This window comes from Enterobacter cloacae complex sp. GF14B (genome assembly GCF_004136805.1).
GTDB classification, from domain to species: domain Bacteria; phylum Pseudomonadota; class Gammaproteobacteria; order Enterobacterales; family Enterobacteriaceae; genus Enterobacter; species Enterobacter hormaechei_C.
Map to the genome: position 1 here is coordinate 19,307 of NZ_QFRV01000001.1, position 13,666 is coordinate 32,972.

Annotated in this window: 13 protein-coding genes; 3 read left to right on the top strand and 10 right to left on the bottom strand. The window is 54.8% G+C overall.

The annotated features are described in order from the left end of the window. Nucleotides 1–32 precede the first annotated feature (32 nt). Complete coding sequence (locus DD606_RS00080) at nucleotides 33–1,076, bottom strand: GMP reductase (protein ID WP_017383777.1); 1,044 nt, start codon at nucleotides 1,074–1,076, stop codon at nucleotides 33–35. A 228-nt stretch (nucleotides 1,077–1,304) separates the two neighbouring features. Here DD606_RS00080 and coaE point away from each other — a divergent pair, with 228 nt between their 5' ends. From coaE to yacG, 3 genes are read left to right on the top strand one after another with little or no spacing between them, the layout of a single operon-like run. Continuing rightward, nucleotides 1,305–1,925 (top strand): dephospho-CoA kinase, encoded by a 621-nt coding sequence (gene coaE, locus DD606_RS00085; protein WP_003856328.1) that lies wholly within the window; start codon nucleotides 1,305–1,307, stop codon nucleotides 1,923–1,925. Further along, a complete protein-coding gene (zapD, locus tag DD606_RS00090) occupies nucleotides 1,925–2,668 on the top strand; it encodes a cell division protein ZapD (protein ID WP_003856329.1) in 744 nt (247 codons plus the stop codon). The genes coaE and zapD overlap by 1 nt, the downstream gene beginning before the upstream one ends. Nucleotides 2,669–2,677: 9 nt before the next feature. Further along, nucleotides 2,678–2,872 carry a DNA gyrase inhibitor YacG gene (gene yacG / locus DD606_RS00095; RefSeq protein ID WP_003856332.1) on the top strand — a complete coding sequence of 65 codons (195 nt, stop codon included), beginning with the start codon at nucleotides 2,678–2,680 and terminating at the stop codon, nucleotides 2,870–2,872. Between the two features lie 34 nt (nucleotides 2,873–2,906). Here yacG and mutT read toward each other — a convergent pair whose 3' ends face one another. The 9 genes from mutT to murC form a co-directional block, all read right to left on the bottom strand. After that, complete coding sequence (mutT, locus tag DD606_RS00100) at nucleotides 2,907–3,299, bottom strand: 8-oxo-dGTP diphosphatase MutT (protein WP_032610174.1); 393 nt, start codon at nucleotides 3,297–3,299, stop codon at nucleotides 2,907–2,909. A gap of 57 nt (nucleotides 3,300–3,356) precedes the next feature. Then, nucleotides 3,357–6,062 (bottom strand): preprotein translocase subunit SecA, encoded by a 2,706-nt coding sequence (gene secA / locus DD606_RS00105; protein WP_003856335.1) that lies wholly within the window; start codon nucleotides 6,060–6,062, stop codon nucleotides 3,357–3,359. A 58-nt stretch (nucleotides 6,063–6,120) separates the two neighbouring features. Then, nucleotides 6,121–6,624, bottom strand: a complete 504-nt coding sequence (gene secM, locus DD606_RS00110) for a secA translation cis-regulator SecM (RefSeq protein ID WP_032628081.1) — start codon at nucleotides 6,622–6,624, stop codon at nucleotides 6,121–6,123. Between the two features lie 280 nt (nucleotides 6,625–6,904). Continuing rightward, nucleotides 6,905–7,822: a UDP-3-O-acyl-N-acetylglucosamine deacetylase gene (lpxC, locus tag DD606_RS00115; RefSeq protein ID WP_003856337.1), complete on the bottom strand. Its 918-nt coding sequence runs from the start codon at nucleotides 7,820–7,822 to the stop codon at nucleotides 6,905–6,907. A gap of 101 nt (nucleotides 7,823–7,923) precedes the next feature. After that, the gene (ftsZ, locus tag DD606_RS00120) at nucleotides 7,924–9,075 is read right to left on the bottom strand and encodes a cell division protein FtsZ (RefSeq protein WP_003856338.1); all 1,152 of its coding nucleotides are present in this window, start codon (nucleotides 9,073–9,075) and stop codon (nucleotides 7,924–7,926) included. 63 nt (nucleotides 9,076–9,138) lie between these two features. Continuing rightward, complete coding sequence (ftsA, locus tag DD606_RS00125; RefSeq protein ID WP_003856340.1) at nucleotides 9,139–10,395, bottom strand: cell division protein FtsA; 1,257 nt, start codon at nucleotides 10,393–10,395, stop codon at nucleotides 9,139–9,141. Further along, complete coding sequence (gene ftsQ, locus DD606_RS00130; RefSeq protein WP_003856342.1) at nucleotides 10,392–11,234, bottom strand: cell division protein FtsQ; 843 nt, start codon at nucleotides 11,232–11,234, stop codon at nucleotides 10,392–10,394. Before ftsQ ends, ftsA begins: the two co-directional genes overlap by 4 nt. A 1-nt stretch (nucleotide 11,235) precedes the next feature. Continuing rightward, nucleotides 11,236–12,156, bottom strand: a complete 921-nt coding sequence (locus DD606_RS00135; protein WP_003856344.1) for a D-alanine--D-alanine ligase — start codon at nucleotides 12,154–12,156, stop codon at nucleotides 11,236–11,238. Continuing rightward, nucleotides 12,149–13,624 carry a UDP-N-acetylmuramate--L-alanine ligase gene (murC, locus tag DD606_RS00140; RefSeq protein ID WP_003856345.1) on the bottom strand — a complete coding sequence of 492 codons (1,476 nt, stop codon included), beginning with the start codon at nucleotides 13,622–13,624 and terminating at the stop codon, nucleotides 12,149–12,151. The genes DD606_RS00135 and murC overlap by 8 nt, the downstream gene beginning before the upstream one ends. Nucleotides 13,625–13,666 lie beyond the last annotated feature (42 nt).

Below are 13,666 nucleotides of genomic sequence, written 5' to 3' on the forward strand. Positions count from 1 at the left end.
GCTGGCGCACGGACGCGCGCCAGCCGTAGCCGTCAGAGGCTATTGAAAACGCGGTTTTCCTGCTCCTGAACGCGGATAAACGTCGTGCGTTTAGTCAGCTCTTTCAGGCGGGAAGCCCCAACGTAGGTGCAGGCAGAACGCAGTCCGCCGAGGATATCGCGCGCCGTGTTTTCGACCGGACCACGCAGTGGTAGCTTAACGGTTTTGCCTTCCGCCGCACGGTATTTCGCGACACCACCCACGTGACGGGTCATCGCGGATTCAGAGCTCATTCCGTAGAATAGCATGAATTTCTCGCCGTTCTCTTCCACCACGGTACCGCCGCTCTCTTCGTGGCCTGCCAGCATGCCGCCGAGCATCACGAAATCCGCGCCGCCGCCGAAGGCTTTCGCGACATCGCCTGGCATGGTGCAGCCACCGTCGCTGATGATCTGGCCGCCCAGACCGTGCGCAGCGTCAGCGCATTCAATTACCGCAGACAGCTGCGGATAACCCACACCGGTTTTCACGCGCGTGGTGCAAACGGAGCCCGGGCCAATGCCCACTTTCACAATGTCGGCTCCGGAGAGGATCAGCTCTTCACACATTTCACCGGTCACCACGTTGCCCGCGATGATGGTTTTGGTTGGCCAGGCTTCACGCGCCTTGCTGACGAACTGGACGAAATGTTCGGAATAACCATTTGCCACGTCAATGCAGACAAAATTCAGCGCCGGATTGGCGTTCAGGATCTGTTTGGTTTTCTCGAAATCTGCATCAGACGTACCGGTCGAGACCATCACATGCTTCACCACGTCAGCCGAGGCGGAGGCGACAAACGCATCCCACTCTTCAGCGCTGTAGTGTTTGTGTACCGCAGTAAGGATGTCGAATTGCGCCAGTGCGGTCGCCATCTCGAAGGTCCCGACGGTGTCCATGTTGGCCGCGATAATCGGCACGCCAGACCACGTCTGACCGGAATGCTTAAAGGTGAATTGACGTTCGAGTTCAACGTCTGAGCGACTTTTCAGTGTAGAGCGTTTAGGGCGGATAAGAACGTCTTTGAAACCTAACTTCAGATCTTCTTCGATACGCATGTGCGGATTCCTGGGGTTAGAGGCAAATATATTAAAAGCACAACTCCAGTGACGCTATCATACGCACTAATACCTGCTCCGCAAGACTGCGAAATTCTCTTTTTTTACGCTACAATCCTATAAATTTACCTGGTAAAAAGCGGGTAAAGAGAGCTAAACATTGGCTGTTGTAAGTTTGAATTTTAAGAAACTGATTTTAAAACTGAATAATTCCCAGGATCTGATTTAATGGGGTATATCGTCGCATTAACCGGCGGCATCGGTAGTGGTAAAAGCACCGTTGCGCACGCGTTTGCTCGTCTCGGCATCACGATTATCGACGCCGATATCATTGCCCGTCATGTGGTAGAACCCAATACACCCGCCTTAAACGCCATCGAAGCGCATTTTGGTCGCCGTGTGATACAGGCTGACGGCACCCTGAATCGTCGGCAGCTGCGTGAGTGCATATTTTCCGATCCAGCGGAAAAAGCCTGGCTTAATGCCCTGCTCCACCCCATTATCCACCAGGAAACTCAGCGTCAAATTGCCGCAGCCCGTTCGCCCTATGTGTTGTGGGTCGTCCCGTTACTGGTGGAAAATCAGCTTCAGAATAAAGCAGACAGAACGCTGGTGATTGACGTTTCCCGCGAAACGCAAATCCAGAGAACCATGGCGCGTGACCATGTTTCACGCGAACATGCTGAACAAATTCTTGCCGCACAGGCCACGCGCGAAGCGCGCCTCGCCGTTGCGGATGATGTTATTGATAATAACGGCGCACCAGATGCCATTGCATCGGATGTTGCTCGTCTGCACGCGCAGTATCTGACCTTCGCCGCGCAGGCCGTTGCACAGGAAAAACCATAATGTCGACTCATATCCTTTTTGAGCACCCGCTTAACGAAAAAATGCGTACCTGGCTACGCATAGAATTTCTTATTCAACAGCTTTCACAACATCTGCCTGTCAACGATCACGCCACCGCGCTGCATTTTTTCCGCAACGTGGGCGATCTGCTGGATGTGATTGAACGCGGTGACGTCCGCACTGAGCTGTTGAAAGAGCTGGAGCGCCAGCAGCGTAAATTACAGGCCTGGGCCGAAGTACCGGGCGTGGATCAAAGTCGAATTGACGCTTTACGCCAGCAGCTGAAAAACAGCAGCACGACGCTGATGGCCGCGCCGCGCGTTGGCCAGTTTTTACGAGAGGATCGTCTGATTGCGCTGGTGCGCCAGCGCCTGAGCATACCGGGCGGTTGCTGTAGCTTTGACCTGCCAACGCTGCATATGTGGTTGCACATGCCGCAGGAACAGCGCGATCGCCAGGTGAACAGCTGGCTGGGCAGCCTGGAGCCGATGAATCAGACGTTATCCTTGATCCTCGATCTTGTGCGTAACTCTGCCCCGTTCCGCAAACAAACCAGTCTCAACGGTTTCTATCAGGATAACGGCGACGACGCCGATCTTCTGCGCCTGAATCTGTCTCTTAGCGAGCAGCTTTACCCGCAAATTTCCGGACATAAAAGCCGTTTCGCGATCCGCTTTATGCCGCTGGACAGTGAACATGGCACCGTGCCGGAACGCCTCGATTTTGAACTGGCCTGTTGTTAAGGAGTGCCGATGTCTGACGTAACCACCGTAAACTGCCCAACCTGTGGGAAAACTGTCGTCTGGGGAGAAGTGAGTCCATTTCGCCCATTCTGCTGCAAGCGCTGTCAGCTTATAGACCTGGGCGAATGGGCGGCGGAAGAGAAACGCATTCCGAGCGAAGGCGATCTCTCGGATAGCGATGACTGGAGCGAAAACCAGCAGTAACGTTCAAAGCCTGCTGGCGCTTCGCTTAGCAGGCCTACGGTTGTGCAACCAGCCGGAGGATCACAGGCTCATTGGCGGGCGGGAATTTTTCCGCATCGCTGGCCTGAAGCTCAATCCAGTTACCCGGCTGCCCCTCTTTACCCCACGGTTCACCTTCCCAGCTTTCCACCAGCCAGAACCACAGCGTGATGTGACGATCCGGAAACTGGTACTCCAGCTTATCGAACAGCGTTGCGCCATGCGGGGTGATCCCCACCTCTTCCTGAAGCTCACGCACCAGCGCCTGCTCCGGCGTTTCACCTGATTCGATTTTCCCGCCGGGGAATTCCCATTTGTTGGCCATGTGCGCATCGGCGGCACGTTGGGTAATGAAGATCTGGTTTTGCGGGTTGCGAATGATCCCGACAGCAATTTGCAGTGTTTTCATCATGTCACTTCCATAAAAAAGGCGCAGATATCTGCGCCTTTTCAGTTTGTTATGTTCTTAGCTCAGACGGCCGTGGCACGCCTTGTATTTTTTGCCGGAACCGCATGGGCACGGATCGTTACGACCAACTTTACGATCGCCCGTCTGCGCTGCGATTGCTGCTGCGGCTTCGCTCTCATCGGTCTGATGGCTCAACTGCTGCATCTGTGCCAGACGCTCAGCTTCTTCACGACGCTGCTGCTCCATCGCTTCCACTTCTTCCGGCATACGCACCTGAACTTTGCTCAGAGTGCTGATGACTTCATACTTCAGCGACTCCAGCATGGCGGCAAACATGGAGAAGGATTCACGCTTGTACTCCTGCTTCGGATCTTTCTGCGCATAACCTCGCAGGTGGATACCCTGACGCAGGTAGTCCATTGCCGCCAGGTGCTCTTTCCACAGGGAGTCCAGGGTCTGCAACATTACGCCTTTCTCGAAGTGACGCATCATCTCTGCGCCAACCACTTCTTCCTTACGCTTGTAGACGTCCAGCGCGGTTTCGTAGATACGCTCGCGCAGGGTCTCTTCGTGCAGCTCAGGCTCTTTGTCCAGCCACTCTTTGATTGGCAGTTCGAGATCGAAGTCGTTTTTCAGACGTTCCTGCAAGCCTTCGATATCCCACATTTCTTCCAGAGACTGCGGTGGAATATGAGCGTCGATAGTGGCTTTGAACACATCTTCGCGAATGCTGTTGATGGTTTCGCTCACGTCGGACACGTCCAGCAGTTCGTTACGCTGGGTGTAGATCGCACGACGCTGGTCGTTGGCAACGTCATCATATTCCAGCAGCTGCTTACGAATATCGAAGTTGCGGCTTTCCACTTTACGCTGGGCGTTGGCAATCGCTTTGGTAACCCACGGGTGCTCGATCGCTTCGCCAGGTTTCATGCCCAGTTTACGCATCATGCCGGACACACGGTCAGAGGCGAAAATACGCATCAGCGCATCTTCCATAGACAGATAGAAGCGGGAAGAACCGGCATCACCCTGACGACCCGCACGACCGCGCAGCTGGTTATCGATACGACGAGATTCGTGACGCTCGGTACCAATGATGTGCAGACCACCGGATGCCAGCACCGCGTCGTGACGCACTTGCCAGTCGGCTTTGATCTGCGCGATTTGCTCTGGGGTTGGGTTTTCCAGCTCCGCCACTTCGGCCTGCCAGCTACCGCCGAGCATAATATCGGTACCACGACCCGCCATGTTGGTGGCGATGGTTACGGCTGCCGGGTAACCCGCCTGCGCAACGATATCTGCTTCTTTAGCGTGGAACTTGGCGTTCAGAACGTTGTGTTTGATGCCTGCTTTAGTCAGCTCGTTAGACACCACTTCGGACTTCTCGATGGAGATGGTCCCCACCAGTACCGGCTGGCCCTTCGCGGTACGTTCGCGAATATCTTCGATGATCGCCTGAATTTTTTCCGCTTCAGTCATGTATACCAGGTCCGGCATATCCTTACGGATCATCGGACGGTTGGTAGGTACTACCACGGTATCCAGCTTATAGATGGAGCTAAACTCAAACGCTTCGGTATCTGCGGTACCGGTCATCCCCGCCAGCTTCTCGTACAGACGGAAGTAGTTCTGGAAGGTGATGGATGCCAGCGTCTGGTTTTCGTTCTGAATATCCACGCCTTCTTTGGCTTCCACGGCCTGGTGCAGGCCATCGGACCAGCGACGTCCCTGCATGGTACGGCCGGTGTGTTCATCGACGATGATGACTTCCCCGTCTTTAACGATGTAGTCAACGTCGCGGGTGAACAGCGCGTGCGCGCGCAGTGCAGCCGTTACGTGGTGCATCAGCATGATGTTGCTCGGGGAGTACAGAGACTCGCCCTCTTCCATAATGCCTTCAGCAACCAGCAGCTCTTCGATTTTCACCAGGCCGCGTTCGGTCAGGTTGACCTGACGCGCTTTTTCATCCACGGAGAAGTGACCTTCACCCTGGAAGGTATCGGAGTCTTCTTTCTCCTGACGCAGCAGGTGAGGAATGATTTTGTCGACTTTACGGTACATCTCGGAGCTGTCTTCGGCAGGGCCGGAGATGATCAGCGGGGTACGCGCTTCATCGATCAGAATGGAGTCAACCTCATCCACCAGCGCATAGTGCAGTTTACGCTGGACGCGCTCTTCCGGGCTGAACGCCATGTTGTCACGCAGGTAGTCGAAGCCGTATTCGTTGTTGGTGCCGTAAGTGATGTCCGCGTTGTAGGCTTCACGCTTGGCAGGTGCCGGCAGGCCGGACATGTTAATGCCCACGGTCATGCCGAGGAATTCGAACAGTGGACGGTTGTTTTCGGCGTCGCGCTGCGCCAGATAGTCGTTGACGGTAACAACGTGAACACCCTTACCCGTCAGCGCATTCAGGTAAGCCGGCAGCGTTGCGGTCAGGGTTTTACCTTCACCGGTACGCATTTCCGCGATGCAGCGCTCGTTGAGCACCATCCCGCCCAGCAGCTGCACGTCGAAGTGACGCATGCCGAACACGCGTTTACTGGCCTCACGTACTACGGCAAAGGCTTCCGGGATCAGGCTTTCTAAGGTTTCGCCTTTCTCCAGACGCGCACGGAACTCCGCGGTTTTCGCTTTCAGCTCATCATCAGAGAGCTTCTCCATCGCCGGTTCCATACCGTTGATGACGTTCACAGCTTTGCGCATGCGGCGCAGGGTACGATCGTTACGACTACCAAAAACTTTGGTTAACAATTTGATTAGCATAATAAATTCTCAAACGCCCCAGTCGGGCAGATAAATTAAGGTATTGAAAAAGGTTAATTTAGCTGAGGCGTTGAGGCCCGGCACGGATGCCGTGAACCTGGCTAATCCATGTCGAAACAGAGAAGGATGCAGGGGAAACAAAATCCGTTTTCGCCGTCTGATTCACGGTCACTGGCGGCTGGTTGTCCTGCGTCAGAAGCGCATTAAGCGTATCGAGCAGGGCAAGATGCTGAGCCTGGACCGGCAGCGTTTCTTCCGCAACAGGCATCGTCTGCGGCGCCATCGCGAACGACAGATGGCGGATAACCGTGCGAATCGCGTGCTGCTGCCAGTAATCAACGGAGAAATTGGGACGACGGCTGGCTTCAAGCCATGCGAGATTAGTGAAGTTAACCCGTGTGGTGAGATCGTGTTTGGTCGTCGTGGAACGTGCTGGCGTTGCCGCGTCTGCGCTGTTGCTGAGCACAGGCAAGCCGAGACTCGCCGCGACCATCCCCAATAAGAGATGCGGCCAGAAGTAACGTCTGCCAAATTGTCGCCAGCGCGTCAGTATTCCGCTCACTTGCTCCACCACGTTCGCCCGCCAGTGCAGGCTGAGTTTAGTTATTCTTTTTTAGCGCCCAGATATTACCACTAAAGCCAATACACGGCAGCAGGAATGACACCTTGCAGCAGGTAAAAACGGTCAATAATGCAGCGAACACACCGTTATTCGGCACCCGACACAGGCCAGGGGTGAAAGGGACAAATTAAAGAAGGGCAGAAATAAAAACGACTGGCTTCCCTGGTCGGAGAGAGTACCAGGTGAACCAGTCGCTTTTCTTACGAAACGGGTTTAACCGTTACGCCAGGACCATAGTCGGTGCTTTGAACGCCAGCGGCAGTTCAGCTTCGTCTTCGAAGGTCACATATTCCCAGGCTTCCTGTTTTGCCAGGACTGCCTGCAACAGTTTGTTGTTCAGTGCATGACCGGATTTAAACGCGGTAAATGCACCAATGATGTTGTGACCACACATGAAGAGGTCGCCGATCGCGTCCAGCATTTTGTGACGAACAAATTCATCTTCAAAACGCAGGCCGTCTTCGTTCAGTACGCGATAATCGTCAACAACGATGGCACAATCGAAGCTGCCGCCCAGGCACAGGCCGCGGGATTGCAGATATTCGATATCACGCATAAAGCCGAAGGTACGTGCTCGGCTGATCTGGCGCATGAACGCATCCGCAGAGAAGTTCATCGCATAGCGCTGGGTGCTGGAGTCAATCGCCGGATGGTTAAAATCGATGGTGAAGTCCAACGAAAAACCATTGTACGGTTTGAATTCAGCCCATTTGTCGCCATCTTCGACGCGAACGGTCTCTTTAATGCGAACAAATTTCTTCGCGCAGTTCAGTTCTTCGATGCCGGCATCCAGCAACAAATAAACGAACGGAGCAGCACTCCCGTCCATGATCGGGATTTCTGGCGCATCGACTTCAACCATAATGTTGTCGATACCCAGACCCGCCAGGGCGGCGTTCAGGTGCTCTACGGTAGAAATCCGCACGTCATGCTCGTTCACCAGACAAGTACAGAGCATAGTATCACGCACAGATTTGGCATCGGCCGGAAAATCTACCGGTGGATTCAAGTCGGTGCGACGATAGATGACCCCGGTATTGGCCGGCGCAGGGCGTAACGTCAGTGTGACTTTCTTGCCGGTATGTAAACCGACACCCGTCGCCTGAACGATACGTTTAAGTGTCCTTTGTTTGATCATCGTATAATCTCGCCAAATTAACTATCCAACCGAGAGTGTATATCACTAACGGTGGGCCAGTTTAGCACAAAGAGCGCAAATCCCCAAATTCCAGCCAATTCTTAGTCAGCTTGCTTACGCAGGAACGCCGGGATATCCAGATAATCTGGCTCTTTTGCCGTTTGTGGAGTCGGGTCGTTCACCACTTTCGCAGCGGGTTTTTGCTCCTGAGTCAGAGGCGCCATACCGTGCTGCTGGTAACGATCCATAACCGGCTGCTGAGTCTGTTTGTTAGTCACCAGGGTGATCTCAGGACGCTTGTCCATACCGATACCGGTGGCCACAACGGTCACACGCAGTTCGTCGTTCATTTCCGGATCAAGGGAGGTACCGATAACGACGGTCGCGTTGTCAGAGGCGAATGCACGGATGGTGTTACCCACAGTTTCGAACTCATCCAGACGCAGGTCAAAGCCAGCGGTAATGTTGACCAGCACGCCGCGCGCGCCAGACAGATCGATATCTTCCAGCAGTGGAGAGGAGATCGCCATTTCAGCAGCTTCTTCCGCACGGTCTTCGCCGCTCGCCACGCCAGAGCCCATCATCGCGTAGCCCATCTCGGACATCACGGTACGAACGTCTGCAAAGTCGACGTTCATCAGGCCAGGACGGGTAATCAGTTCAGCAATACCCTGAACCGCGCCTTTCAGCACATCGTTTGCCGCGCCAAAGGCGTCCAGCAGAGAGATACCGCGACCCAGCACTTTCAGCAGCTTGTCGTTCGGAATGGTAATCAGAGAGTCCACGTGCTTGGACAGCTCGGTGATACCCTGCTCCGCGAAAGCCATACGCTTCTTACCTTCAAAGTTGAAAGGCTTGGTCACGACAGCAACGGTCAGAATACCTAAATCTTTAGCGACTTCCGCCACAACGGGTGCTGCACCGGTACCTGTACCGCCGCCCATACCCGCTGCGATGAAGACCATGTCTGCACCGTCCAGTGCAGCGCGCAGCGCTTCACGATCTTCTTCAGCCGCGTTGCGGCCCACTTCCGGGTTAGCCCCTGCTCCCAGACCTTTGGTGATGCCACCACCGATCTGAATCGTCTGGCCAACAGCCGTTTTACGCAGCGCCTGCGCATCGGTGTTCACCGCGAAGAATTCAACACCTTCGATGCGCTCGCGCACCATGTGCTCTACGGCGTTACCGCCGCCGCCACCGACGCCGATGACTTTAATCACCGCGTCGTTGGTTAATTCCATAGGTTCAAACATAATCTCTCTCTCCGTTGTGCCTGTCGCCCGAGACCGCTAATTCTCTCCGGTCTCTTAAAAAAATTAAAATTCTTTTCGCAGCCAGGTGTTAAGTCGTTTGACCCACGACCCCACCGAGACGCGTTTTTCCACCTCTGCCTCACCACTTAAATGGGACTCTTTCCCGTAGTGCAGCAGGCCCACCGCCGTTGAATAGTACGGCTCCTGGGCATAATCCGTTAAACCGGTGATATTCAGCGGCGCACCGATACGCACCTGCGTATGGAACACGCGCTGAGCGCAGGCCGCAAGACCTTCAATTTGCGCTGCCCCGCCGGTTAATACAATCCCCGCCGCGAGATGATGTTTCACACCCTGCTGGCGAAGCTGTTCCTGTAACTGCAAAATCTCTTCGTTGACCAGGTTGAGCAGCTCGGTATAACGCGGCTCAATTACCTCTGCCAGCGTCTGGCGTTGCAGGCTGCGCGGCGGTCGACCTCCTACGCTCGGCACTTCAACGCTCTCGTCTTTGCCGACGATAGAGCCCAGCGCGCAACCATGGCGCACTTTAATCGCCTCTGCATCGCTCGGTGGCGTACCAAAGGCGTAAGCGATATCGCTGGTAACCACATTCCCGGCGTACGGGATCACTTTGGTGTGGCGTAACGCACCGCCGGTATAGACAGCCATGTCCATTGTACCACCACCAATATCGACCACACAGACGCCCAGTTCACGTTCGTCTTCGGTCAGCACGGAATAGCTCGCGGCAAGTCCGGCGAAAATGAGTTGGTCAACTTTCAGGCCACAACGTTCAACGGCTTTTACAATGTTCTTCGCCATATCGTTGTGACATGTGATCAGGTGCACTTTTGCCTGCATACGCACGCCCGACAGACCGACCGGATTCTTGATGCCTTCCTGGTAGTCGATCGCGTATTCCTGCGGGATCACATGCAGCACACGGTGCTCGTCGCGAACACGCACGGATTTCGCCGTGTGGACAACGTTCTCAACGTCTTCCTGCGTCACTTCTTCTTCGGAAATCGGCACCATACCGATTTCATTCTGGCAGCTGATATGCTTACCAGAAAGGGCCAGATAGACAGAGGAAATTTGGCAATCTGCCATCAATTCAGCCTGGTCGATGGCGCGCTGAACGCATTTCACCACCGACTCAAGGTCGTTTACCCCACCTTTATCCATACCACGGGAGGGGCAGCTGCCCACGCCAATGATATTGACCATACCGTCGGGCAGAACTTCCCCTACCAAAGCGGCAACCTTCGCGGTGCCAATCTCCAGTCCTACTACCAATTTTCTGTCCGTCGACTTGATCATTGTTGTTCTGCCTGTACCTGTGCCTGATTTTGTTGCTGATTAGGTTCCTCGACCGGAGCCGGCTCCCAACCGACTGCTGCGCCTGAGTCATAGCGCAAATCAACGTAGCTTATCCGTTTGCCATCCGTCTGCGCCTGCTGCTGTAAAACCGGGTAAAGTTCGACAAAACGCGCCAGACGTTTCATTGTATCGCCGCGGCCAAGGTTGAGCTTGATGCCATTCGTTAAGGTCAACTGCCAGGAACGGCGCGCCGTCATCGCAGCATCTTTTAACGTAAAGCGATCCTTAGCCAGCACCTGCCCCATCTCACGAAAACCCTGCAATACTTCGTTTTCGCTGCCTTCCGGCCCATACAACATCGGTAAATTCTGCTTGTTGACACGATCGCTCGGGACGCTGAACGAATTTCCGTCTACATCAACCATATGCTGATCATTCCAACGCGCAATCGGCACATATTCAACCAGATGAATCTTCAATTCATCAGGCCATTGCTTTCTGACACTTGCCTGTTTTATCCACGGCAGACGTTCAATCTGACTCTGAATAATGTTGACGTCCTGCGTCATAAAGGTGCCAGGCGACCCAAGCGCCAGAATCGACTGGCGAATATCATCGTTACGCGTGTAGTGTCGCTCCCCGGTCACCACCAGCTTTGAAAGCGGCAACCGCTGCGCATCTTCCATCCAGCCCAGCACCATCCAGCCGCTGATAAACACGGTGCACAGCACCCCGAGCAGGAAGATGATCCCTGCAAGACGCGTTCCATTACTCCGGCGCGAAGAGGAATATTCTTCTTCGTCATCGCGGTTGCGCGTGTTCAATGCAGCCTGAGACATATCAGCCCGCCTGGTCCAAAATACGTACAACTAATTGCGAGAAGCTCATTCCCGCCTGACGCGCCGCCATCGGCACAAGGCTATGGCTGGTCATACCCGGAGACGTGTTTGCTTCCAGCAGATAAAATTGCCCGTCACCGTCAAGCATGACGTCAATGCGTCCCCAGCCACGACATCCCAGAACATTCCACGCTTTAAGCACCAGAGACTGTAATTCGGCTTCACGCTCTGCTTCAAGACCCGCTGGGCAGAAATATTGCGTCTCATCAGAGAGATACTTCGCCTCATAATCATAGAAGACTCCGGCGGGTTGGATGCGAATTGACGGTAAAATTTCTTCGCCAAGCATCGCGACGGTAAATTCCGGCCCGCTAAGCCATTTTTCAATCAGAACTTCTTCATCATGTTGAAATGCCAGTGCTAAAGCGTCAGCCAAATCTACAGCTTTATCAACTTTGGACATTCCCACGCTCGACCCTTCACGGCTCGGCTTAACAATAACCGGTAAGCCCAGTGCCGCAATGCGTGTATTAACGCTGTCCGACAGACCCAATTCATATTCACGACGCGTCAGTGCAACCCATGGCGCAACGGGCAGGCCCGCGCCCTGCCACAGCAGTTTGCTGCGCAGTTTATCCATGGAGATGGCGGATGCCATCACGCCGCTGCCGGTGTACGGTATACCGATCAGCTCCAGCAGCCCCTGCAACGTGCCGTCTTCACCACCGCGGCCGTGCAACGCGATGAAGGCTTTATCGAAGCCCATCGCTTTCAGCTGCGTGACGTCCACCTCTTTCGGATCAACCGGATGCGCGTCCACGCCACCTTCACGCAGGCCCGCCAGCACGGCAGCGCCCGAATTCAGAGAAACCTCGCGTTCGGCGGAAGTGCCGCCAAACAGGACAGCAATCTTATCAGCCATGACGCTCGTCCTCCTGAGTTTGCGGCTTCAGTTTGATTTCAGCTAAGGTACGGGCGATTTTGCCGATATTTCCCGCGCCCTGAATCAGGATCAGATCGTTACCCGTCAGGACCGGGGCAAGCATTTCAGCCACCTGCGCCGGGTCGGGAACCAGAATAGGATCCACTTTACCGCGTCCACGGATGGTACGACATAAAGAACGACTGTCCGCACCCGGAATCGGCGTTTCACCCGCAGCATAAACATCCAGCATCAGCAGGGTATCAACCTGAGAAAGGACGTTGGCAAAATCGTCATACAGATCGCGGGTACGCGTGTAACGGTGCGGCTGGAAGATCATGACCAGATTCTTTTCCGGCCAACCCGCACGTGCCGCTTTGATGGTTGCGTCCACTTCCGTCGGATGGTGACCGTAGTCATCCACCAGCATCGCAGACCCTGGCTTACCGTTTACCGGCTCCAGTGGGAATTCACCGAGGAAGTCGAAACGACGGCCCGTCCCCTGGAAGCTCTCCAGTGCACGCAGGATCGCTTCATCGTCAATGCCTTCTTCTGTCGCAACAGCCACCGCCGCCGCCGCATTCAGGGCGTTGTGACGTCCCGGCGCGTTCAGGGTGACATGCAGCAGGTCTTTATCCTGACGCGCGAGGGTGAAATGCCCCTGCGCACCGATCTGCTTGTAATCTTCTACGCGTACATCCGCGTCTTCGCTGAAGCCGTAGGTCGTAATTTGACGCCCGACACGCGGCAGCAGTTCGCGAATAACCGGATCGTCCACGCACATCACCGCACGGCCATAGAACGGCAGGTTGTGCAGGAAGTTAATAAAGGTCTGCTTTAAGTTCTCGAAGTCACCCTGGTAAGTGTCCATATGGTCAGCTTCGATGTTGGTGACGATCGCCACCATCGGCTGTAGATGCAGGAACGACGCGTCGCTCTCATCCGCTTCCGCAATCAGATAACGGCTATGGCCCAGACGCGCATGCACGCCAGCGGCTTTCACCAGACCACCGTTAACGAACGTCGGGTCGAGACCCGCTTCCGCATAAATGCTGGAGACCATCGCTGTTGTGGTGGTTTTACCGTGCGTGCCGGCCACCGCAATGCCGTGACGGAAACGCATCAGTTCCGCCAGCATTTCCGCGCGACGGATCACCGGAATGCGCGCCTCATGCGCCGCAACGATTTCCGGGTTATCCGCGGAGATAGCGCTGGACACCACAACCACGCTCGCATCGCTCACGTTTTCCGGGCGATGATTGAAATAGATAGTCGCCCCCAGCGACGCCAGCTGCTGCGTAACAGGGTTTGGCGCCAGGTCAGACCCGCTGATCTGATAGCCTTCGTTAGCTAACACTTCGGCAATACCGCCCATGCCAGCACCACCGATGCCGACAAAGTGAATGTGCCGGACGCGACGCATCTCGGGCACGATAGAACGCAGTTTTGCCAGTTGTTGTGTATTCATTCTCTAAACGCCATCGACTACTTCAAAAAAATCGTGCAGCGC